The following is a 24,021-nucleotide window of genomic DNA, read 5'->3' as shown; positions in this document are numbered from 1 at the left end:
TACGACCATTTATATCCAGATAAAACCTATTATATGTATAGAAATGTTGTCTGCACCTGCGGTTTACTACGCGCATAAGCTGTAAGATCGTGAGGAGAAGCGGAGGTGAACCATGATGACCCCACAGCAGTTTATCGATGCTATCTCCGAGGAAGCTGTGACCGACATGCAGAGGACGGGTGTGCTTGCTTCGATTACGATTGCTCAGGCTGCGCTCGAGACCGGGTACGGCCAATATGCGAGAGGCAACAACTTGTTCGGAATCAAGGCCAAGGGCAGTGAGCCTCAGCAGCGCAGTACGACGAGCGAGTACGTCAACGGCCGCTGGATTCAGGTCAATGAAGGCTTCCGCATATATGACAGCTGGTCGGAAAGCATAAGCGATCACAGCAGCTTCCTGCGCACCAATCCGATCTATACCCGAGCAGGCTTCTTCGTCTACTCCGAGCTGCTCGATTACAAGAACGCAGCCCGGGCGCTGCAGACAGCCGGCTACGCGACCGACCCGCAATATGCGAACAAGCTGATCAGCATCATCGAACGATACCGCTTATACGAATTCGACCGCCGTGCGGCCGAGGAAGGAGGATGGATCCCGATGCAGCTGAAATTCGACTGGCAATGGAAGCAGCTGGGCGACGCTCTGGACGGCTTGTATCAGAAAGGTCTGATCACCGACCGCCGCTGGGTGGAGCGTGCTTACAACCGCGAGCTGACCGTGACGGAGCTAGCTTGGCTCAATACGATCATGATCGCACGCTCTGAAGATGTGAATGTGTAATGGGTTGTCTTTGTTTGTAACCGTTATACACGATGTATGCGGATTTGGCAATAGATTTGGTAGATTTGTATGAAAAAAACAAGCCCGGAAAGCTCCTAAGCTTCCCGGGCTATTGCTGCTTATTATGGTGCGTTAAGGCAGCTCAATCAACCAACGATTAATACATAGACAATCCCCGGACCGTGCACGCCGATCGTCAGATCGTTCTCAATATCGGCGGACCGGCTCGGGCCGGATATGAAGTGAATGCCCGCCGGCAGCTGCTCCCGGCCCGCCTCATCGAAGCGGACGAGCACCTCGCCGAGTCTCGTCTTCAGCCGCTCCACCGGGAGCAGCGCGAAGAGGACGGTCGGCAGCAGGCTGACCGAGCGGCCCTTGGCGCGCGCGGAGAGCACCGTGATCGAGCCGGTATACGCGGCTGCGTAGTCGGCGAGGACGATGCCGAAGTCGGCCTCCGCGGCCTTGGCCCGCCAATCCGCCTCAGGCTCCGTGTTCCACACGTTCACCTGAACGTCTGGCAGCGCAGCCTCGAGCGCCATCGCCTCCAGCTCCGGCTCATCCTGGCGGACGATGCGCTTCGCGCTCAGCTCCGTTGCCTTCTCCGCGATGAAGCGCTTCGCCTCGTCCATGCTGGCGAAGCGGGCCGTATGGCCGCCAACAGCCTGGAAGTTGGCGGTAAAGCGCTCGATCCGCTCCTCGAGCGGCCACTCGAACGCGTTCCAGAAGTCCGGCGCCCCGCGATACGGGTGCTCGGGCTTCGACTGAACGCGAGGACGGTTCAGCTTCGCCGCGATGCCGTCCATGAACGTGCGCTGCTGCTGCCGCGACTGCTGCTCCAGCTGCTTCAGCCAGTTGGCGTAGTCATCGCTCGCTTCCGCATTCGTGCCAGCTGCGCCTGCTCCGCTCGTGCCAGCTGCTGCGGACTCAGCCGTCTGAGCACGCTTGTCGCTCAGCGTCTGACCGGCCGCCTGTGGCTCGCCTGCCTGTGGTGCGCCCGATGCGCCTCCATCACCCGCCAGCTGCGCCTCCCGCTTGCCCTTATCCTTCTCCATGTCCATGTCCTCCTCCCTCGCGCTTGCGCTCCTTCACCAGCGACTCCATGCGGCTGCGCATCGCAGCTGGCAGCTCCTGTAGCCCGCTGCGCAGCTCCTGCTCGAGCGTTCCCCACCCTTGGCGGAACGACTTCTTCGGCAAGCTCGGGGCGATGCGATACGTGTTCCAGCCCTTCAGCGGCCCGAGCTTGACCCGAATGCCTCCGCTGCGCACAAGCGGCAGCTGACCGAGCTGACCGAGCTTGACGGCCAGCTTCATGCTCGCTGCGCTGCCCATGACGGCGGCGAAGCCCTTCATGCCCGCGGACTCGAGCATGTCGCCGTGGCCGCTCTCGATCTTGCGGCGGCGCAGCGAGACGAGCATGTCGTGGAGCGGGATTTTCACCGGACATGCCTCATAGCACGCTCCACACAGGCTCGAAGCGTTCGCAATATCGTCCCACTCCGCGACATTCTTCTTCAGCGCCGGGGTGAGCACCGCGCCGATCGGACCGCTGTACGTGCCACCGTACGCATGACCGCCGATGTGGCGGTACACCGGGCACGCGTTCAAGCACGCTCCGCAGCGTATGCAGTTAAGCAGCTCCTGGAATTCCGGATCGCCGAGCTGGAGCGAGCGTCCGTTATCGACGATGATGATATGCATCTCATCCGGTCCGTCCGCATCCGCAGAGCGGCGCGGGCCGGTGATGCCCGACATGTAGACGGTCAGCTTCTGTCCAGTCGCCGAGCGAGGCAGCAGCGTCGCCATGACCTCGAGGTCGGCCCACGACGGAATGATGCGCTCCATGCCCATCAGCGTAATTTGCATACGCGGCACCGTCGATACCATGCGGGCGTTGCCTTCATTCTCGAACAGAACCATCGACCCAGTCTCCGCTATCGCAAAATTACAGCCGGTCATCCCGATCTCTGCCTCGAGAAACTTCTCCCTCAGCTTCTTCCGCACGAACCCGGCAAGCACCGTCGTATCGGGCGGCAGCGTCTCCCCTGCTTCCTTGGACAATAGCTCGGCAACCTGGTACCGATTCTTATGAATCGCCGGGATGATGATGTGCGAGGGCGTCTCGTTCGCCAGCTGTATAATATATTCGCCGAGGTCCGTCTCCACGGCCTCCACGCCGATGGACTCAAGCGCCTGATTCAGATGCAGCTCCTCCGTCACCATCGACTTCGACTTGACGACCGACTTCGCCGACTTCCGCTCGGCAATCGCTAGTGACAGCTTCACCGCATCAGCCGCCGTCTCGGCAAAATGAACATGAACCCCGTTCGCCCGCGCATTGTCAACGAACAGGTTCAAGTAATAATCGAGGTGCGCAATCGTGTGCAGTCGGATGTGCCGTCCACGCTCGCGCCACAGCTCCCAGTTGCCGTGCTCCTCGGAGGCGGCCTTCTTGCCGCTGCGCAGCCGCTCGGTCGTGAACTTCACCGCCTTGCGCAGAAACTCGTCGTTCAGCGCCAGCTCCGCACGCTCCTTCACCGACCCCTTCGGAGCGGTGCTGTGCGTGGCTGCTTCCGCCCCGTGATGGCTCACGGCTGTCTGTGCCTTCTTTCCCCCACTTGCGCTCATGCTTGCTTCACCCCCTCGTACAGCAGCTCCGCCAGATGCATGACGCGGACAGGCTCGCCCCGGTAGCGCAGGTTACCAGCGATATTCATCAGACACGCCATGTCGAGGCCGACGAGCACCTCGGCTTCCGTCTCCTTAATGTGATCGACCTTCTCGCACACCATCGCCCCGGAGATATCCGCCATCTTCACGGAGAACGTACCGCCGAAGCCGCAGCAATCGTCCGCATACGGGAGCGGCACGAACTGGAGCCCTTTCACCTGACGCAGCAGCTCCATCGGCTCATCCTTGACTCCAAGCAGACGGCTGCCGTGACACGACGGATGGTACGTCACCTTGTGCGGGAACACCGCTCCGAGGTCGGTCACGCCGAGCACCTGCACGAGAAATTGGGTAAATTCATACGTCTTCGCCTGCAGCTGCTTCGCCTTCTCCGCCATCTCCGGCTCGTCCTGGAACAGCTGGTCATAGTGATGGAGCATATACGTACACGAACCCGACGGCGAGATGACGAAGTCGCTGTCCTCGAAGGCGGCGATGATCGTCCGCGCTGACGCCTTTGCTTCCTTCCAATAGCCGCTGTTGTAGGCCGGCTGTCCGCAGCACGTCTGAACGGACGGGAAGTCGAGCGCTACCCCGTAGCGGGCGAGCAGCCTTGCGAGCGCTTCCCCTACACGAGGATAGATGGCATCGCTTAAGCATGTAATAAACAGGGAAACCTTCATTGCGGCATACCCCTTTCATTCGTAATGAAGTCCATGAACCGTAGCTGTATCGTATATAAAAATGCCTCTGCCCGGCCGCCTGTACAGCATACGACGCCTAGGTAGAGGCAACCTGAATGACTTCCTGTTCGTTATACGGTTGTAACGACTAGACCTTGCTCCCGGTACGGCGTCAGCGCCTGCTCCTCCAGCCGCAAATCGGTAATCAGCTCGTCGATCTGATTCAAGTCAGCCACATGCGTGAAGGCGCGAACCCCGAACTTGCTCGCATCGGCCAGCAGGAACACTTGATCGGCGATGCCAAGCATCTTCTGCTTCACCCGCGCCTGCTGCTCGCTCGACTCGCTCACACCCCGCTCCAGATGCACACCCTTGCTCGACAGAAACGCCTTATCAACGTGGTACGCATCGAGCGAGCGCTCGGCGAGAGGGCCGACGTAGGACAGCGAGCGCTTGGCGAGCTGACCACCGGTCGATATGACCTCGATCTTCTCCTTGCTGCTCAGCTCCGTCGCGACCTTGATCGAATTCGTAAGCACGGTTAGCGGAATGTCCGGCAAGTACGCAGCCATGTACCAAGCGGTCGTGCTCGCGTCGAGCAGCACGCGGTCGTGCGGCTCAATCCGCTTAACCGCCTCCTGCGCGATCCGCTTCTTCTCCTCGGCATGCATCACCTCGCGCTCGAGGTATGGCGTCTCGGCCTGCTGCTCCTTCACGCTGACCGCGCCGCCATGCGAGCGCTTCAGCCGCCCGAGCGACTCCAGCCGATCCAGGTCGCGGCGAATCGTCTCCTCCGTCACCTGACACAGCTCACTGAGCTCCGAGACGCGGATGCTGCCTCGTTCATTGACCAGCTGCACAATGTACTCATACCGTTCCGCTACCAGCATACGAATGCTCCTCTCCCCTGTTGCTTACTCGTCCCAACTCGCTAAGGACCTCGATCTATCTTCGCGTCAGACTGTCAGACTGTCAAACGATCAGACACTCAGAATGTCAGCCGAGCCTGCACACGCGCTTGAACGTACCGTACGCGTCCTCCCAAGCATCCTGCTGCTGCGGCTCGTAGACGTCGATCGGGAACGAATCGCGAATGACGCTGCGCGCCTCGCGAATGTCGCGGAACTCGCCTGCTGCAAGCCACTGCACCGCGAGATTGCCGATGGCGCTGCCCTCCGCAGGGCCTGCCCATACCGGCTTGCCGATCGCATTCGCCGTCCATTGACAGAGCAACTGGTTCTGAATGCCGCCTCCGACCATATGCAGACCGCCGAATCGATGTCCGGCCAGCTGCTCGGTCAACTCGAAGACATATCGGTATTTTAACGCCAGACTTTCCAAAATACAACGGACGACCTCTCCCGGCTCCTCCGGAGCCTTCTGTCCCGTCTGCACGCAATAGTGCCGAATACGCGGAAGCATGTCGCCTGCATGCAGGAAGCTCGGGTCGTCGGGATCGATGAACGCACCGAACGGCCTCGCCTGATCGGCCAGCTGTACGAGCTCCGAGAACGTGTAGACGACGCCTTGGCGGTCCCACTCCCGCTTCAGCTCCTGCACCAGCCACAGCCCCATAATGTTCTTGAGCAGCCGGTACGTGCGGCCGACGCCGCCCTCGTTCGTGAAGTTGTACCGCAGCGCCTGCTCGGTCAGCACGGGCTGCTCGATCTCCGTACCCATGAGCGACCACGTGCCGCAGCTCAAGTAAGCGAACGAGCGCTCGAGCGCAGGTACAGCTGCGACCGCCGAGCCTGTATCGTGCTCCGCCACCGCAATGACTGGAATGCGTCCGATGCCGAGCTCCGCGCTCACCGACGGGAGCAGCTGTCCGGCATGTGTGCCGGGATTGATGACACGAGCGAACAGAGAGGACGGTACGTCCAGCTGCTCGAGCAGCGTCCGGTCCCAGTCGCCTGTCGTCGGATTGTACAGCTGCGTCGTCGTCGCGTTGGAGAACTCACTGAGCTGCTCACCCGTCAAGAAGTAACGCAGCAGATCGGGTATCATGAGCAGACGCTCCGCTGATGCGAGGAGCGGATGGTCGGCCTTTGTCAACGCGGCGAGCTGGTAGATTGTATTAAATGGAAGGAACTGAATGCCCGTGCGGGCAAAAATATCGTCGCGCGGCACTCGCCCGAGCACCTCCTCCATCACCCCGTCCGTATGCGGATCGCGGTAATGGTACGGATTGCCGAGCAGCTCGCCGTGTCGTCCGATAAGCCCGAAGTCGACCGCCCACGAATCGATGGCGAGACTGGTCGGCGTCACACCCCGATGCTTCGCCTTCAGGAGCCCTTGCTTGATCTCATGATACAGCCGCAGAATGTCCCATTGCAGCCGGCTTGCGACCTGCACCGGATCGTTGCCGAACCGATGCAGCTCCTCCACCTCGATCCGGCGGTCCGTTAATCGGCCGAGCAGGGCACGGCCGCTGCTTGCTCCAAGATCGTATGCGAGAATGGTCACCAGCTCGCACCGCCCTTGCCTCTTGCGGCAATGTCTTGACCGTAGCTGCTCGACAGATACGCCTTCATCGGATCGAGCGGCAGCCCTTGCTCCTCGCGCACCGCGTGCAGCAGCGGCGTCACGTCGAATTCGAACGCACGGCGTACTGCATCCTCCGCGCCAAGCACATCGCCGCGCAGCTGAGCCGCCTCGACCTCCTCGTGGTTGATGAGCAGCGCCTTCGCATACTGCGTCTGCACATTCAGGACGGAGCGGAGCATCGCTGGAATTTTCGCCTCGATATTATGCGATTGGTCGATCATGTAGGCAATATTGTCAACGGTGCTGCGAATCGCGTTGCTCGGATCTTGCGCAGCGAGCGAAATCTGGTAGAAGATGAGGAACAGCTCGTACGGATTGACGGAGCCGACGATCAGGTCGTCATCGGCATACTTGCGGCTGTTGAAGTGGAAGCCGCCTAGACGCTGCTCGTCGATCAAGTAAGCGACCAGATGCTCGATGTTCGTGCCTTGCGCGTGGTGACCCGTGTCGACGAGTACCGACGCCTGCGGTCCGAGCTTGAGCGCGTAGTTGTACGCCATGCCCCAGTCGGCCAGATCCGTATGATAGAACGCCGGCTCGAAAAACTTATACTCGATCAGCATCCGCATCTCAGGCGTCATCGCCTTGTACATCTCCTGCAGCGCCTCGAGCATCCACGTCTTGCGCTTGCGGAGGTCGCCCTGCCCCGGGTAGTTCGTGCCGTCTGCGAACCAGAGGCTCAGATCGCGCGAGCCCGTCTCCTTGGCAATATCGACGCACTCGAGCAGGTGGTCCGTTGCCTTGCGGCGAATGGCCGGGTCTGTATTCGTAACGCTGCCGAGCATGTAGTCGTCGTCCTGGAACAGGTTCGGGTTGACAGCGCCGATCTGAAGGCCGAGCCCTTCGGCATGCTGGCGCAGCTTGCTGTAGTCGTCCACCTTATCCCATGGAATGTGGATCGCCACAGATGGGCACAAGCCCGTCAGACGGTGCACGACGGCGGCGTCCTCGAATTTTTCGAACGGATTACGGGGTACGCCTTCCTTCTTGAATACCTTGAAGCGCGTACCGGAATCGCCGTAGCCCCAGGAAGGGGTCTCAATGCGCAGTGTCTTCAATTGAGCCTTCACCTTGGCAAGATCAATACCTCTAGCTTGCTGCTGCTCTTCCAAGCAGGCGTATGCGCGGTCTTGTATCGTCATCGTCAACATCCTCTCTCATTACTTCGAGCGTTGCTTCATTAAGCACGTTTATTTCTACTATTTATAAGGATAACCCATTGTCGTCATCAGTGCATTCTCGGCCTGTGTGGAATCGAGTCGGCTGTACTGCACGAACACCGGAATGTCGCTCTCCACCTCGATGGCGTAAGGAACGCCGACCGGAATCGGCATTCCTAGCTTCAGTAGCGAGCTGGTGCGAATGTGGAGCGTACGGCGGGCAGGCACGACATATGGAATGCGCTCCATCGGCTCGCGGTCCTCGAAGTAGATCGTGAACAGCAGCTGCGCATCCTGCGAGGAGCGGTTCAGCACGCACACAGATTCATGGCTGGTCAGCGAGCCGCTGCTGTGCTCCGGAATATAGGCGTCCGGGATGACCCAGCACGTCTCGCCCTTCGGCACATGCCGCTGCGGGTGCTGCGGCTGTGTCTGCTCGATCGGCTGCTGCGTCTGCTGTGTCTGTGACTGAGCCCCCTCGGTCGGCTGCTGTGCCTCGCCTGGATTCAGAATCTGGCTCCCATTCGGCTCCGTGTTAGAAAAAGCATCTCGCTCACTCATCGAGTCGCCCTCCTCTTATCGGGTGAACGCAGCCGGCACGCCGCCATCGACAGTCAGCATGCAGCCCGTCGTCTTCTCAGCCTTCGACGAAGCGAAGAAGGCAACGCCTTCGGCGATGTCGCTCGGGTATATGTTCACGAGCAGCGTCGTCCGCTTCCGGTAATAGTCCTCCAGCTGATCCGGCTCGATGCCGTACGCTGCCGCGCGCTCGTTGCGCCAGTTGGAGTTCCAGATCGCCGAGCCCTGCAGGATAGCATCCGGCAGCACCGTGTTGACGCGGATGCCGTACTGGCCGCCCTCTGCGGCGATGCAGCGCGCCAGATGCGCCTCGAGCGCCTTCGCCGAGCTGTAGGCCGAAGCATTTTTACCTGCGTAGACCGAGTTCTTGGAGCCGATGAATACCATGCTGCCGCCGATGGCCTGCGTCTTCATCTGCTTGAACGCCTCACGCGCCACGAGGAAATAGCCAGTGCCGAGCACGTTCATGTTCAGGTTCCATTCCTTGAGCGAGGTCTCCTCGAACGGACTCGACGTCGCAAGACCCGCGTTGTTGACAAGAATGTCCACGCCGCCGTAGGCGAGTGCTGTATGCGCGAACGCTGCCGTCACTTCCTCTTCCTTCGTCACATCCATCTTCACCGCGATCGCGCGGTTATCGCCGTACTTCGCATTGATCTCAGCAGCGACCTTCTCCGCACCCTCCAGATTCAGGTCCGCGAGCACGACATGCGCTCCCTCCGATACGAGACGACGTGCCGTTTCGCTGCCGATGCCGCCTGCACCACCTGTGATGAACGCCACCTTGCGGGAAAACTCAGCCTCCGCTGGTGCAAGGCTCAGCTTATACAGCTCTAGCGGCCAATATTCCACGTTGTAGGACTCGTTCTCGCTCAGTGAAACGAACTGACCGAGCGCTGTCGCACCGCGCATAACCGCAATCGCCCGATGGTAGAGCGCACCGCTGACCTTGGACATCGCCCAGCTCTTGCCTGTATTGATCATGCCGACGCCCGGAATGAGGATGACGCGAGGCGCAGCCTCGAACATGACGTCGCCTTCGTTCCTATTGCGCTCGAAGTACGCTTCGTAATCGGCCTTGTAAGCCGCGATGCCTGCCTTCAGCTTGGCGATCAGACCGTCAACGTCGTCCGCATTCGGCTCCCAATCGATGAACAGCGGCACGACCTTCGTATGTACGAGGTGGTCCGGGCACGCCGCGCCAACCTGGGACAGCTTCGGCGACTGCTCGCCGCATGTGAATTGCAGCACATCCGCCTCGTCATCGAACGAGAGCATCATCTTCTTGCCGTCGCTGACCGCACCGCGAATTGTAGGCATCACCTCGGCTGCAATGCGGCGTCTGACGTCAGCTGCCAGCGGCTGATGCTTCGCCCCGCCGAACAGCTTCTCCTCCTGCACACGCGCTTCGATGAAGCTCTCGGCTTCGTTGATGATCGCAATCGTCTTCGCGTAGCAAGCCTCGGACGTCTCGCCCCATGTGACGAGGCCGTGCTTCTCCATCAGGACGAGCTCGGCGTTCGGGTTGTCCAATACGCCCTGTGCGATCATCTTGGACAGTGTGAAGCCTGGACGCACATAAGGCACCCATACGAATCGGTCGCCGAAAATCTCCTTCGCCAGCTCCTTGCCGTTATCGGCGCAGCACAGGCTGATGATCGCATCCGGGTGCGTATGATCGACATGCTTGAACGGCAGGAACGCGTGCAGCAGCGTCTCGATGGACGCACGCGGATGCTTCGCGTCAACCATGCACTTGGCGAGGTAAGCAACCATCTCTTCATCCGGCATCTCCTCACGCTCGAACAGCGGACGAATGTCGTCCATGCGAAGTCCGGTGAAGTTGCCTGCCTTCATTGTAGCCAGGTCGGAGCCGCTTCCCTTCACATACATGACCTCAACGTCACGACCGCGGAAATCTTTCTCGATCGTCTTACTCGATGTGTTGCCTCCGCCCCAGTTACAGACGCGGCGATCCGCTCCGATCAAGTTGGAACGGTAGACGAGCTCGTTCAGTCCTCCTTGATGCTTGACTGCTTCCGTTTCGCTCCATAAGCTTTGTACCATATTGTGTTTACCTCCGTTTGTGTTTGTTTATTTGGGATTGTTTTGAGTTTATCACGTTTGTTTTTGTTTGTATAGTATAAAATCAGAAGAAAACGGGTACAGCGCGCACGATACGTGCGTTATTCCGCCACGACTCTCGCCTCGCACCCGCCCGCGTGAACCCATAACGCACGATACGTGCGTTATTCCGCCGCGACTCTCGCCTCGCACCCGCCCGCGCGAACCCATAACGCACGATACGTGCGTTATTCCGCGCAGTCCCGCGCCTCGCACCCGCACGCGTGAACCGATAACGCACGATACGTGCGTTATTCCGCGCGGTCCCTCACCTCGCACCCGCACGTGCGAACCCATAACGAACGATACGTGCGTTATTCCGCCGCGTCCCTCACCTCGCACCCACCCGCGTGAACCCATAACGCACGATACGTGCGTTATTCCGCGCCGTCCCGCGCCTCGCACCCGCACGCGTGAACCCATAACGCACGATATGTGCGTTATTCCGCGCCGTCCCGCGCCTCGTACCCGCCTGCGTGAACCCATAACGCACGTTACGTGCGTTATTCCGCGTTGTCCCTCGCCTCGCATCCGCCCGCGCGAACCCATAGCGCACGATACGTGCGTTATTCCGCGCAGTCCCGCGCCTCGAGAAACAAAAAAGGAAGACGGCCCCGCCAAGAGGGACCATCTTCCTTCAACAACTATATATCTACACCCGCCTACCTCGTCAGCTCGCATGACTTGCAAGAGCCGCAGGCTCGGCCTGGACCAGCGCCTTCTTCTCCCATATGCGGCTGCGCCAGCGAAGCAGCATCACAATGCCGCGAAGCCATTCGTCGACGGTGAAGGCCAGCCAGATGCCGATCAGACCCATCTCGTAATGTATGCCGAGCAAGTAAGCCAGCGGCACGCATATGCCCCACATCGACAGCACGCCCATCACAACAGGGAATCGAGCATCTCCTGCTGCGCGCAGCGAATTAATGACAACGAGGTTGAACGTACGTCCAGGCTCGATAATAATGGAGAGCAGCATGAGTGTAACTCCAACGGAAATGATCGCTGGATCGTCCGTGAACAGCTCGAACAGCTCGTAACGGAATAGAGCGGCGAGGGCTACGACCGCAATCGTCAGCACCATGCTGATCTTCAAGCTGCGGAGCAGCCGATGGTACGCCAGCTTCGTCTGGCCAGCGCCGACCATATGACCGACGATAATTTCAGTACCGATCCCCACAGAGATCGCCAGCGCCATGAAGTAATAGCTAATATTGAACATGTAGACGTGAGCTGCAAGCGCCGATTGTCCGAGCAGGTTGATGAAGCTGAATACCATCATATGCTGGGATTGCCAAGCCAGTTGCTCTCCGGCGGCCGGAAGGCCGATGGATAAGATTTGTCCCATATAGCGCTTATCGAACGTGACATAATCATTCAACCGTATAGGCGCAGGCAAGCGGCGATACATGAGGATGAACAGCACGAAGAGAGCGAGAGCCCGGCTGACGACGGTCGAGATGACCGCGCCCGTAATGCCCATCGCAGGAAATCCCAAGTAACCGAAGATCAGCACCAGGTTCCCCGTAACGTTCAAAATGTTCATCCCAAGCGTCACATACATAACATCCTTCGTATGACCGTTCGCCCGAATGACGGATGATACGGAGCTCGATAGCGCCTCGATCCAGATGAAGCCCCCGACGAGCAGCAAATACGGCTTCGCCAGCTCGAGCAGCTCCGCGTCCAGATTCATCCAGCGCATTAACGGCTCGCTCAATAGAAGCAGCGCTCCACTCACGACGATTCCGAATAGCAGGTTCATCGTGATCGCAAGCGCCGAGATGCGGCTTGCCGTCTCCGGCTTACCAGCGCCAATATATTGCGTCAACGCAACCGACGTTCCGATGCCGACGAAGCCGAACATCAGAATGCAGAACATAATGATTTCGTTGGCAAGACCGATAGCTCCCGCCGCCTGATCGGACAATCGGCTAAGCATCAAGACATCAGCAGTGCCTATTAACATTCGTAGAACCGTATCGACGAAAATGGGCCATGTGACGGCAAATAAGCTAAGTTTAGTCCAAGATGATGGTTCCGCAGTAAGGCTCAAGTTGGTTTCTCCTCTACTCTCTATCCTAAAATAACAGGTTCCCTATATGACGGAACATGTTAGGGGCATCCTCGATACTACATCACCTGAAAGTGACGCGCTAGTGGGATGGTTGTCCAGTCCGATTCAAGCTTCTCTAGTATAGGTACAGCATCCTCATCGTCTCGACTCGTTGAGCGCCCGACGCAGCGCCGCTTCGATATGGTCCAGCGGATCGTTCGACGCTGGCTTCGAGTATAGGCCAGATTGCAGCGCCAGCTCCCGGTTCACCGCTCCGTCCGTGTCGACAAGCTTCTCAATCAGCGTCTGCTCACCAGACTTCAGCCTCGTCGTCAGCGCATAGTAAGCAACCGCGACCATGTCGTCACGGAGAAAATGCGTCTTGCCCGTCAGCTGCCCTGCCTGCTCACCCGACAGCAGCCCTGCCGTCACGGCAAGGGCGGATGCCTGCTCCGGCTCGGCCTCGGCATAGCCCAGCGCCCGCAACGTCAAGGTGATGAACTGAGCGCCAGTCATCGGCGCATCCGGTGCGAATGCCGTCTCCGAGACGCCGCGCACAAGTCCCTTCTGATGTGTGAACGCGACGTATGGAGCTGCCCAATACGGTGCTGCGGAATCCGCGAATACCGGCGATTGAGCCGCTTGCTGCGCATCGTCCTCCAAGCCGAGCAGCCGAAGCAGCATGACCGCGCCCTGCGCCCGGGTGAACGGCTGGTCCAGCTCATACCCAGCAGACGTTCCCTGGAACAGCCGCAGCTGATTTAGCGTATCGGCCTTCGCCTGATGCTGCAGTGCGTTCGCATTAGCCGCAACTTGTACTAGCTTCTGTCCATTTGCACCAGTAGCGCCTTGCGCCTGCTGCTGTGCATTCGCTGTAGCAGCGCCTTGCACCTGCTGCTGACCCGCTGCCGCCCGAGTCGCGAAGCTGTCCGACGCATAGACGGACGATGCTGCGATCACTCCCACTAATCCTGCTGCCAGCATGTAGCGCCCGTCAATGTGCCTCTTTGACGTTCTACTCATGGCTGTGCACCTTGCTTTCCGACATATTTCAAGCTGCTCATATCAACCACGTAGCTCGTTTCCGTCAGCCTCTGGAAGAACGGATCATGCGACCCCCGCATGTCCCAGCCGAATTGAATGTGCATATTCGTTAAATTGCTGTATTCATCGATATAACGCGTCAGCTTGATCGTTTTCCAACCGTCCGAATAATCCTTAACGACACTATTGCCCTCCAGCTTCTTACCCGTTACGAATTCGGTCGACAGCTCCTTATGCTTATGGCCTTGTCCATAGTTCTCCCAGCCCGTGCCATTCGACAGCCCTCTCACACTCTGCGCACCTTCGCTAACCTTAATAAACTCCTCCTGCATACCGGTGCTGGCATCAAGACTGACAACCCCATACAACACACGCAGCGGCTGCGGGCCATACACAGCCCCGTACACCGAGCCATATACGGACGAGCTAACGGACACACTCTGCCCCGGCACGAACGATGTACCAGCAGGGTACGCATTGAATTCAGCCGCGTACAGCACTTGAATATTGCTGAAGTTGTAGGTCAACTTACTTGACGCCTTCCCCTTATCTTCAGACTCTGGCTTCGCTATGGTAGTCCCCGACACACTTAGCATCAACACCAGGCCGCACAGCAGCGAGCGCATCGCTTTATTCCACACCGATCCCACTCCTCTACAATTAACAATTTTTTAACAAATTCTATGAATCTCCCATCCTTGATTACTATATCACTCAGCTCTATAACACTCAATGATCCGAACCAAGCTCAAGCTCCCCACGTATACTCCCGCCATCCCGTCACACAGCAAGGCCGCCCCGCCTAAGCGGAACGGCCATCAGCCTACCATTCAACTGTCGCTCACCTGCACCATTGTCCGGTACTCCGAGGGCGTCTTGCCTACCAGCTTCTTGAACACCTGCGTAAAATATTTCGCATCCTGATACCCCACGAGCGGCGCGATCTGATACACCTTCACCTGCGTATTCTTCAGAATCGAGCAGGCGCGCTCCACTCGAAGCTTCGTTAAATATTCGAGGAACGTAAGTCCCGTCTCCTTCTTGAACAGGACGCAGAAGTGGCTGCAGCTCAAGCCTACGAACTCGGACACCTCCTCCATGCTCAGGTCGTAGTGGAACCGACCCGCCATGTAGTCGGTCGCCTTGCGGATGGAATTACCCTCCGCTTCGCCCGAGACGGTCGTCATCGTCCGATCGATGTAGGAGAGCAGCGCCTGCCGGACCAGCAGCTCCATCTCCTCCAGCGTGCCGCACATCGGCAGTCCAGCGATGAGCTCCTTCAGCATGCCGAACGGCTCGCGGCTCAGCTCGCTCAGCTGGCGCGACATGCCGACCGTCAGCTCGATCATCACAGCGGCAGCCTCAGGCTGACGAACACCACTCTCGCGCAGAAGGACGAACAGCTCTCTCAGAATGCCGAGCGTCTGCTCCCGGTCGAAGCCGGCGATCGCCTCGCAGATACGCAGCTCCCACCGAAGCAGAGAGTCTTGCCCGATGTTCTCCTTCCGCTGCTTCATCTCCGTCGGTACTGTAGACGATGACGTGAACGATTCTGTGCCCAGTCTCGACAGCTGTCCGCGCACAGTCACCTCCTGATGGACCACGAACGCATCAGCCGCCCTATCTGCAGCTCCCTGCGGCAACACACCATCGACGTACACCTGCTCGCGTCCACTAGCGAACCGCCGCAGCAGCGCCTGCTGCGCACTGCGATAGCAGGCGAACAGCTGTCCGAGTCCCTGATGCACCGCACTTACACCGACCGAGCAGGCCAGCTTCGTGCACGACTTGATGAGCGGAATCATTTCCCCGGCAATACGCTCGACCTCGGTACGGTTCGCATTCGGCAGCAGCACGACCCACTCCCCGCTTCGGAACGGGAACACGGTCAAGGCGCCGTTATTTTGCCCGAATTCGCTAAGCACATTGTTCACGGCAAAAAACCACAACCGCCGATCCTCACTGCTCCACTGATGCACCTCCAGCGTATCGTCAAGCGCCACCACCAGCATCACGTACGGATGCTCAAGGTCCCAGCCCTGCAGCCAATACGACGGATCGACCGGCTGCTGCTCGCCCTCCAGCATGAGGCTAACGAGCCGCTCCCGCACGAGTGTTGACAACGACTGAACGGACCGGGTCAAATATTCCCGCTCATGCTGCTGCTGCGCCTCCTGCTCAAGACGCTTCTTCGCCTCCCGCATGACCGACTCCAGCTCCTCATGGTCGACTGGCTTTAATAGATAGTCGAACGCGCCCGCGCGCACCGCCTCTCGCGCATACTCGAACTCGCTGTAGCCGCTCAGCAGCACGAAGATCGGCGCTGGTCGCTCCTCCAGCGCCTCCTTCATCATGGCGATGCCATCCAGCACCGGCATCCGAATGTCACTGATCACGATGTCCGGCTTCAGCTCGCGGATGAGTCGCAGCCCATCCTTCCCGTTGGAGGCGTCAGCGACGACCTCCATGCCCATCTCGTCCCAAGGCAGCGCCGCCCTCAAGCTGCGCACGATAATATTCTCATCATCAACGAGCACGACTCGATGCACCACAGACATCCGGATTCCTCCTTCCTATTTACCAATCATCGTATTGTATCGCTTGCGCTCATTCTCCAATCGCTGCAGCGCTTCCTTAGCGGTAATCCGATCCTCGATAAGCTCATCAGTCACCTGGAAGAACGTCTCATGCATCGCAGGAGGCAGCACGTTATCGTACGGGATGAAGGTAGCGTCCGCCGACTCCAGCTGCTCGGCAATCTGCTTATACACAGGCCCAATGCGTCGCTCATCGACCTCGACCTTCATCGAAGGCATCCGATACGCCTCATAGACGACACGCTGCTGCACCTCGGGCGAGTAGATCGCCTTCAGCAGCTCGAGCGCCATCCTTCGTTTCTCCCCCGTAAGATTCGCAGATAAGCCGATGCCGAACGTATAGCCGCTTGCTAAGCTTTGCTTAACCCCTGACTGATCCGTCACGTTCGGAAAATGAAACACGCCCACCTGATCCGCGAAATCCGCACCCGGCGGGAAGATCGACACCTCCCAGCTGCCGCTCAGGAACATCGCCGCCTTGCCCTGCAGAAACATCTGCTCCGCCTCCAGGATAGCTCGATGACCAGGCTGTGGTGCGAACGGCTTCAGCCGGGCGAATTCGAGGAAGCGCTCCGTCGCTTCCTCATACTCCGGCAGCAGGAAGCTGCCCTCGCCCTTCACAATACGCTGGATCGGATCATTACCCGCATAACGCTCGAGGAAATAATGGTAATGCGCCGCCCCAGGCCAGCGCTCCGAGTTGCCGATCGCCATCGGCGTTACGCCAGCCGCATTCAGCCTCCGGATCACATCGGTCAGCTGCTCCCAATTCGTCGGCACACTCAACCCCAGCTCCGCGAACAGCTTCTTATTATAGAACACCGGCTCGGTGAAGCCTTCCACCGGAAGCCCATATACACGCTGATCGAACGTCCACAGACTCAGATCGTGGAACTGCTCATACAGTCCGCTCTCCTTCAAGTAATCGGTCAGGTCGAGCAGCCGCTCAGCCCTCACGTACGGCTCCAGCTCCGCCCCGCCGAACAGCACGAACAGATCCGGCGGATTGCCGGTCACCATCTCGCTCTTCAGCTTCTGCTCGCGGTGCTGCGTCTGGTGCATCCCTTCGAAGTCGACGCGTACGTTCGGATGCTCCTTCTCGAATCGACGGATGGCGTCGGTTATTATTTGCTCCATCGAGCCGTTGTGCTTCTGAATCCAGACGTGCCTGAAATACAGCTTGATCTTCGCTTCCTCGCCGTTGTCCTCCGAGCTCATACAGCCCGAGACCGCAGCCGCCAGTATGACGAGTGCCATCAACAGCAGCAGTAGCCTGCACGCGCGCGTACGTTCTGTCCTCATCCTGCTGTACCTCCTCTACCGTCCATGCCGAGCCTCGGAATGCGGATGCGTACGATGGTGCCCACGTTCATCTCGGAGCAGATGAGAATGCCGTAGCGCGGTCCGAACCGGATGCGCAGACGATCGTGCACATTCTTCATCCCGACGCCGCGATGCTTCGTCCTGCCTGCCAGCGCCGGGGACTGTGCGTCCCCGAACAGCTCCGCAAGGCGTGCCGCCTCGATGCCGTAGCCGTTATCCCGCACCTCGATAATGAGATCGTCCCCAGCCTCCAGCGCCTCGATGCGGATAATGCCTTGACCTTGCAGCGGCTCGATCCCGTGATACAGCGCATTCTCGACGATCGGCTGCACGATCAGCTTCAGCGTCATATGCTTGCGCAGCTGCTCGGGTACGTTCAGCTCATATTGCAGCTTGTCCCCGAACCGGCATATTTGGATGAAGAGGTAATGCCGCACATGCTCCAGCTCTGTCGCAATCGACACCAGCTCCTGCGTCTCGCTAATGCTAATGCGCAGCAGCTTCCCGAGCGAGATGACGAGGCGGCTAATTTCTTTATTCCCCTGGAGCACCGCCATCGAATTAATCGTCTCCAGTGAGTTATATATGAAGTGCGGATTGATCTGCGACACGAGCGCCTGCATCTCCGCCTCTTTCTTTCTCTGCTGCTCTTCCTCCACACGTCTGATCAAGTCGTCAATTTGTCGGCTCATGCGGTTGAACCCCTTCACGAGCAAGCCCGACTCGTCGCGGTATACCTCCTGACTCATCTGCACCTCTGTGAACGCGCCAGCCTCGGCATAGCGCATCGCCTTCACGACGGAGATAATCGTACGCACCAGCTTGCGGATGAACCATACATCGAACAGAATGACGCTCAGCAGTGTCAGCGCGAGCAGCCCGAACACGAGATTACGCACACTGATCGTCTCCGCCCGCATCTTATCGAGCGGTGTAAGCGCCACCAGATACCAGCCCTCGATTCTCGAAGGGAGGTACGTCACGAACGTCTTGGCCCCTTCATACTCATCGATATAAGCCTCTTGCTGCTCCCCTTGCAAAAATGGAAACGTAACCTGCTCCCCGGCCTTGCCACCGGATTTGCTAAACAATATCGTACCTTGCTTGTTCACGACGAGCAGCTCGCCCTCATTGAGCGTGCCCGCCTCCCAAAAAATAGTGTCTATAGCACTCGTCTTGACCGTCAACACGAGCGTGCCGATGTCCTCGAGCGTGTAATAGTCCTTGACCGTACGGACGTGCGTCAGCTGATTCATCGACAGCTCCGCATTCTCAAAGGGGCCGAGCCATAGCGGACGCCCCTTCAAGTCGTGCACGTGCGGGAACCAAGGCTGACGGACCAACGCCTCATAGCTCATGGACGCCGATACGCCGGACGAATATACAATCCCCTGCTGGTTGTACAGCGAGAGCGACGTAATCTTAGGATGGGACAAAATCAGCTTGTTCAGCTCAGCCTCCAGCTCGCGACCAATCGACCCTTCGGGATACTGTTTCTCGCTCCCGGTCGACCGCTTCAGCACCTGCTGCACGAGCGGCTGCGTAATGCTAATATCTGACACGCCGTTCAGCTCGTTCAGTACGTACTGGATCTTACGATCGGTCTCCAGCAGACTCGTCGCGTAGAAGCTCTCAGTCTGCTTCTCGATCACGTTCGAGAACAGTCGATACGTGATGCTGCCCATGAGTACAACCGGGACCAGAACGAGGAGCACGACAGCGATCATAATTTTGTGACGAAGCGACATCGCGATTCCCTCCCCGGCCGTTGTAGACTCACCATACGTATTCGCAGCGGAGGAAGCGTATTCCTTCTTCATCCCGTCGTCGGTTGCCGTTAACTTTTGACAGCTCCGCTCGTCAGGCCCGAGATGAACCAGCGACTGAACAGCATGAACACGATGAGCAGCGGCAGCGTCGCGAGGAACGTGGCGGACATGATCATACCGTAGTCAATCGAGTCATTCCGTGCGAACAAGCCCTGCAGCGCGATCTGGATCGTGAAGTTCTCGCTGTTCTTCAGGACGACGAGCGGCCAGAAGAAGTCGTTCCACGTATTCAGGAACGTGAAGATGCCGAGCGTCGCGAACGCAGGCACGATGACCGGCACGACGATGCGCCAGAACGTGTAGAAGTGACTGCACCCATCGATGCGCGCCGCCTCCAGCAGCTCGTTATGGACGCTCGCTTGAATATATTGTCTCATCCAGAAAATTCCAAATGCCGATACCATCCCCGGTACGATAATCGCACGATACGAGTCGATCCACGACAGCTTCGCCATCAGAATGTAGTTCGGCAGCACGCTGAGCTGCTGCGGCACGAGCAGCGTTCCGACGACGATCAGGAACAGCGCCTGTTTCCCCGGAAAATCGTACTTGGCAAACGCATAGCCGGCGAGCGAGCAGAAGAACAGCACCGAGGCGGTCGTCGCACTCGACACGACAAAGGAGTTCCACAGCGCCTTGAAGAACACGATCTTCTGCAGCGCGTTCGTCAGGTTCGTGACGAATTCACCCTGCGGCAGGAATACGGGCGGCATGCTGTACACCGCCTCGCGCGTACGCGTCGCGATGACGAGCATCCAATAGAACGGATACGCAGACAGGAACGCTCCGCCGAGCAGGACGATGTACGTGAGCGTGCGTGTAATGATGCCTTGCTTTTCTCCGACTGGCATTATTCGTCCCCTCCGATCCGGCGAGATACCCAAGAATTGAATAGCGAGAAGATGATGGTGAAGAAGAACAGAATGACCGCAGACGCCGCAGCTGTGCCGAAGAACGAATTGCGGAACGCCTCGGAATACAAGTAAATGACCATCGTAATGCCCTCGGAGCGAGTCGAGCCGGAGCCGCCTTGGCTGAGGAATACGTACGGTTCAGTAAACAGCTGCAGGCTGCCGATCGTCGAGAGCAGCACGGTGAAGATGATGAACGGCTTCAGCAGCGGAACCGTAATGTACGTGAACAGCTGACGCTTGTTCGCACCGTCGATGCGGCCGGCCTCGTACAGGTCGGTCGGAATGCTCTGCAGCCCAGCGAGGTAGATGATTGCGTTATATCCGGTCCAGCGCCACAGCACCATGATCGCCACCGCGATCTTGAGCGGCCAGTTCTCCACGTTCCACGTGTACGGACCTAGACCGATCAGCGAGACGAGATAGTTGAACATCCCCTCGTTCGCGAAGGCGGCGCTGAAGATGAGGGTGACGGCGACGATGGACGTAATGTTCGGCAGGAAGTAGATCGCTCTTAATAGTTTGACCCCTTTAATGAAGGCGGAATTCAAGGCCACTGCAAGCATGAGCGCCAGGAAGAGCTGTGGAATGGTGCCCAATGCGCCCATGATGAACGTGTTGCCGACAGAGACCCAGAAGGTAGGGTCCTCGAGCACGAATTGAAAGTTTTGCAGGCCGACGTACTTCATCTCTCCAAGTCCGTTCCATTTGTACAGCGACAGGTAGAAGGTGAAGAAGATCGGATAGACGCCGAACACGGCGAACAGCAAGAAGAATGGTGAAATAAATAAGTAGGCCGCAAGCCGGCTCTTTACTTTCTCTGTGAGCCACGGGCGTACAGTAGATGAAGCGGTTGGTACGGCTGTATTCGAGTTCATCGCTGGTTCCCTCCCTCGTTCGATCCGAAATGGCGACAGGCTCACTGCTGCTTGCAGCGGTGAGCCTGCCCCATTGGTATATATCATTCTGATATGGTGATTAGCTGCGCTTCACGAGCTCTTGAATCTTCTTGAGTGCCGCTTGCCACTCGGCTTCTGGATCTGCATTCTTCGCCTGCACGTTCTGCAGCGCTTCCTTGATCAAGCTGTCTGTCGCATCGTGCAGCTTGCCGTAGCGCATCGGCTTAACCGTCTTCGCAGCTTCTGCGTATTGGATCGACGTCTGCTGGTTGTTGAAGAACGGATCCTTCATTTCCTTGAACTCTGGATTGTCATAGATCGCCGGGATCGATGGGAACAAGCCGTTCTCCTTGTACGACTTCATCATGCCTTCCTTGCTCGTCACATAAGCGATGAAGTCATAGGCTGCCTTCTGCTTCTTGGACTCCTTCGGGATCGACAAGAACGAGCCGCCCCAGTTGCCTGCACCCTCTGGCATCTGTGTAATGCTCCACTTGCCCGATGTGTCCTTGCCGTTTCCCTTAATGACGCCGTTCATCCAAGCTGGTGCGAGCATGACCGCGTAGCTGCCGTCGTTCGTTGCCTTCGCCCACTCTGGTGTCCACAGCACGTAGTTGCCAACCCAGCCTTCCTTAATACCCTTCACCGTGAAGTCGTACGCCTTCTTGATCTGAGGGTTCTTGTCGCCGATGAACTCATCCTTGTCGTTGAAATAAATGTCGCTGCCCTGGTCACGCAGACCGTTGAACATTAGGCCTGGAATATCTGTGAACGGCTTACCCGTCTTCTCCTTGAACTTCTTCGCTGTCTCAGCGAACTTATCCCACGTCGCGATCTCCTTCTGCAGCTCCTCTGGCTTGCTTGGTAGACCTGCCGCCTCGAGCAGATCCGCACGGTAGTAGACGACCGTCGGACCTACATCAGTCGGAAGACCGAGCTGGAACTTGCCGTCCTGCGAGGAAGCTTGCTTCCACTTCCAGTCGAGGTAGTTGCCCTTCATGCTGCCCGCGCCGAGGTCGTTCAAGTTGTGGAACTTATCCTTCGCTTCCATGAATTTCTCAAGGAACGCGATCTCGAGCATGAAGATGTCCGGTGCGCCCTTGCCAGCCGACAACGCCGTCAGCATGTTGTTGTGGTGCGCCGTCTGGTCCGACGTGTTCTGGATCTTGATCGTGACGTTCGGATTGACCTTCTTGTAATCCTCAGCGAGCTTCTCGTAGCCGTTCGTCCCGAGCGACCAGAACGTCAGCTCGATCGGCTCCTCCTTCTTCGCCTCTGTCGGTGCGTTGCCTTCCGCTGGCTTCGCGGTGGAGCCAGATGGCTCTGTCGTGCCTCCGCTACATGCAGTGAGGGATGCTGCTAACACCATCGCCGCGCTTGCGGCCGTCCATTTTTTGAAAGTACTCATTTGTTTATATCCCCTTTCGATCAGTTGGAATCGGAATCGGTTCCTTCTCCTTAATCTTACTGCCGGGGGTCCGATTTGCCGAGGTGACAATCCTTTGATCGAGGGTTGAAATTTCGACGGACTTCGGGGAAATGTTAAATCCCCCGCGCCTCAGGTTAGGCGCGGGGGATGGGGTGTACTCGCGTGCGTTTAATGTATATTATACCGAATAGATCTCAAGATCAAAGTCATACTGGGATGCGCATTTCAATGCCTCGTAGTACACATCAAACGTATCCTTTATCTACTTCCGAAAGACCCGTGATCTTCATAATCAGGTCATCGCCCAGACCCTCATCCAGCATGTTCTTGGCAACCTCCAACGCCTTCTCCTCTTTCGCGCCTGCAATCATCGACACTTCATCGTGTAGCGCCTTCTGCCGCATTTCATAGAGCTGCCGCGTTTCCCGATCTTGACTTAGAAATTCCAGCGTATCCATCGCCTTGCGCAGTGTCGGCTCATTCATCGCCAATTCCTCCCATCTATCCTTCTGTACACCCTTTAAGAATAGCAACCACTTGACTAGCTTATTGTTCATGGTTGTTCGTTGCTGCTCCAGCTTCGGTAGCTCCAAAAAATGTATCTCGATCAAGCCCGTCAGCACGATGCCTGTATGATCCTCTCGCAAATGAAACACGTTATGGAATCGTTCATTATTTACGTAAGCAAGGGATATTAACCAGCTTTCCATCCGCGGTCTTGGCGTGGATATCGAGAATGGACTGCTTATCGTCAAGCGCTAATTTATCTATATATGGATTTAGAATTTCAACGTCTGTCACTGGCGGTTCGCCACTGTTCATGAAGGTCGCGTTTAGAAATACGACTCGTTATCTACGGGTCTTCATTCAATCTGTCATACGTTATATCATGCTTCTGCATTCAGTAGAGTATGACTGATTTCGTTCGAATCAAATACAAGAGCGCTATATCAAACGCTGGGGTTAATGTTTCCGTTCCTCCGTAGTCTCCTCACATTTTTCCTAGAGCAACAAAGGCACGTTCACCTAATCTCAAGTGTCTTATAGGACGGGCTTGCATGTAGCCTCTATCCTCCAATAAGATCCATATAGAACCTCCAAATAAGATTCATCCATCGTAACTCCGGATAAGTCAATGAGCGGCAACGTGTCCCCTTCATTTTTTTGCCGAATGGCTCATTCCTATTATACAGAGTAGGAGCAGTATCATGCTGCAATATTCTTTGGATGACCTGTTCCACAAGCTCGCGTTTATACCAATTAAAAAAATTGTAATCGAAGTGAACCCACTGGGACTACTTCTGTTAACATTGGATCAACCTTCTGGTTTGAATGTTTACGTTTTTCTTCATCTTAAGTAAGGTGAAAGCTACAAAAAGAAAGTGCTCACGA

The 24,021-nt window shown here is 57.6% G+C and carries 20 protein-coding genes; 1 reads left to right on the top strand and 19 read right to left on the bottom strand.

The features are described from left to right. Positions 1–112 precede the first annotated feature (112 nt). A complete protein-coding gene (locus tag PAE68_RS09710; RefSeq protein ID WP_281886421.1) occupies positions 113–781 on the top strand; it encodes a glycoside hydrolase family 73 protein in 669 nt (222 codons plus the stop codon). Positions 782–927: 146 nt separating this feature from the next. On the opposite strand, the gene PAE68_RS09705 is transcribed toward PAE68_RS09710, so the two are convergent. From PAE68_RS09705 to PAE68_RS09615, 19 genes are all read right to left on the bottom strand, one after another. Next, on the bottom strand, positions 928–1,833 hold the full coding sequence (locus PAE68_RS09705) for a LutC/YkgG family protein (RefSeq protein WP_281886392.1): 906 nt from the start codon (positions 1,831–1,833) through the stop codon (positions 928–930). Beyond that, positions 1,820–3,406 (bottom strand): LutB/LldF family L-lactate oxidation iron-sulfur protein, encoded by a 1,587-nt coding sequence (locus PAE68_RS09700; protein ID WP_281886390.1) that lies wholly within the window; start codon positions 3,404–3,406, stop codon positions 1,820–1,822. Before PAE68_RS09700 ends, PAE68_RS09705 begins: the two co-directional genes overlap by 14 nt. Next, positions 3,403–4,131 carry a (Fe-S)-binding protein gene (locus tag PAE68_RS09695; RefSeq protein ID WP_281886388.1) on the bottom strand — a complete coding sequence of 243 codons (729 nt, stop codon included), beginning with the start codon at positions 4,129–4,131 and terminating at the stop codon, positions 3,403–3,405. Before PAE68_RS09695 ends, PAE68_RS09700 begins: the two co-directional genes overlap by 4 nt. A gap of 131 nt (positions 4,132–4,262) precedes the next feature. Further along, positions 4,263–5,021, bottom strand: coding sequence for a DeoR/GlpR family DNA-binding transcription regulator (locus tag PAE68_RS09690; RefSeq protein WP_281886386.1), 759 nt, complete (start codon positions 5,019–5,021; stop codon positions 4,263–4,265). A gap of 106 nt (positions 5,022–5,127) precedes the next feature. After that, positions 5,128–6,597, bottom strand: coding sequence for a rhamnulokinase (locus tag PAE68_RS09685; RefSeq protein WP_281886384.1), 1,470 nt, complete (start codon positions 6,595–6,597; stop codon positions 5,128–5,130). Beyond that, complete coding sequence (gene rhaI / locus PAE68_RS09680) at positions 6,594–7,814, bottom strand: L-rhamnose isomerase (RefSeq protein WP_281890995.1); 1,221 nt, start codon at positions 7,812–7,814, stop codon at positions 6,594–6,596. Before rhaI ends, PAE68_RS09685 begins: the two co-directional genes overlap by 4 nt. A 63-nt stretch (positions 7,815–7,877) precedes the next feature. After that, a complete protein-coding gene (locus PAE68_RS09675) occupies positions 7,878–8,243 on the bottom strand; it encodes a sensory rhodopsin transducer (RefSeq protein ID WP_281890993.1) in 366 nt (121 codons plus the stop codon). A 171-nt stretch (positions 8,244–8,414) separates the two neighbouring features. Next, positions 8,415–10,484: a bifunctional aldolase/short-chain dehydrogenase gene (locus PAE68_RS09670; protein WP_281886382.1), complete on the bottom strand. Its 2,070-nt coding sequence runs from the start codon at positions 10,482–10,484 to the stop codon at positions 8,415–8,417. 727 nt (positions 10,485–11,211) lie between these two features. Further along, positions 11,212–12,597 (bottom strand): MATE family efflux transporter, encoded by a 1,386-nt coding sequence (locus tag PAE68_RS09665; protein WP_281886380.1) that lies wholly within the window; start codon positions 12,595–12,597, stop codon positions 11,212–11,214. Between the two features lie 156 nt (positions 12,598–12,753). After that, positions 12,754–13,620, bottom strand: a complete 867-nt coding sequence (locus PAE68_RS09660) for an S-layer homology domain-containing protein (RefSeq protein WP_281886378.1) — start codon at positions 13,618–13,620, stop codon at positions 12,754–12,756. After that, the gene (locus PAE68_RS09655; protein WP_281886376.1) at positions 13,617–14,282 is read right to left on the bottom strand and encodes a hypothetical protein; all 666 of its coding nucleotides are present in this window, start codon (positions 14,280–14,282) and stop codon (positions 13,617–13,619) included. Before PAE68_RS09655 ends, PAE68_RS09660 begins: the two co-directional genes overlap by 4 nt. A 189-nt stretch (positions 14,283–14,471) precedes the next feature. Continuing rightward, positions 14,472–16,199 carry a response regulator gene (locus tag PAE68_RS09650; protein ID WP_281886374.1) on the bottom strand — a complete coding sequence of 576 codons (1,728 nt, stop codon included), beginning with the start codon at positions 16,197–16,199 and terminating at the stop codon, positions 14,472–14,474. A 15-nt stretch (positions 16,200–16,214) separates the two neighbouring features. Beyond that, positions 16,215–17,540 carry an extracellular solute-binding protein gene (locus tag PAE68_RS09645; RefSeq protein WP_281886371.1) on the bottom strand — a complete coding sequence of 442 codons (1,326 nt, stop codon included), beginning with the start codon at positions 17,538–17,540 and terminating at the stop codon, positions 16,215–16,217. Continuing rightward, a complete protein-coding gene (locus PAE68_RS09640; RefSeq protein WP_281886369.1) occupies positions 17,537–19,309 on the bottom strand; it encodes a cache domain-containing sensor histidine kinase in 1,773 nt (590 codons plus the stop codon). Before PAE68_RS09640 ends, PAE68_RS09645 begins: the two co-directional genes overlap by 4 nt. An 89-nt stretch (positions 19,310–19,398) precedes the next feature. Then, entirely contained in the window at positions 19,399–20,241 is an 843-nt protein-coding gene (locus PAE68_RS09635) for a carbohydrate ABC transporter permease (RefSeq protein ID WP_281886368.1), read from the bottom strand. Then, complete coding sequence (locus tag PAE68_RS09630; protein ID WP_281886366.1) at positions 20,241–21,179, bottom strand: carbohydrate ABC transporter permease; 939 nt, start codon at positions 21,177–21,179, stop codon at positions 20,241–20,243. Before PAE68_RS09630 ends, PAE68_RS09635 begins: the two co-directional genes overlap by 1 nt. A 100-nt stretch (positions 21,180–21,279) precedes the next feature. Then, entirely contained in the window at positions 21,280–22,608 is a 1,329-nt protein-coding gene (locus tag PAE68_RS09625) for an extracellular solute-binding protein (protein WP_281886364.1), read from the bottom strand. A gap of 266 nt (positions 22,609–22,874) precedes the next feature. Further along, positions 22,875–23,339, bottom strand: a complete 465-nt coding sequence (locus tag PAE68_RS09620) for an Rpn family recombination-promoting nuclease/putative transposase (RefSeq protein WP_281886362.1) — start codon at positions 23,337–23,339, stop codon at positions 22,875–22,877. Then, complete coding sequence (locus tag PAE68_RS09615) at positions 23,302–23,451, bottom strand: PD-(D/E)XK nuclease family transposase (protein WP_281886360.1); 150 nt, start codon at positions 23,449–23,451, stop codon at positions 23,302–23,304. The genes PAE68_RS09620 and PAE68_RS09615 overlap by 38 nt, the downstream gene beginning before the upstream one ends. Between the last annotated feature and the right edge of the window lie 570 nt (positions 23,452–24,021).

The organism is Paenibacillus sp. YYML68 (genome assembly GCF_027923405.1).
Taxonomy (GTDB): Bacteria; Bacillota; Bacilli; order Paenibacillales; family NBRC-103111; genus Paenibacillus_G.
The sequence above is the reverse complement of the archived record's forward strand: the minus strand, read 5'-3'. Positions and strand labels throughout refer to the sequence as shown.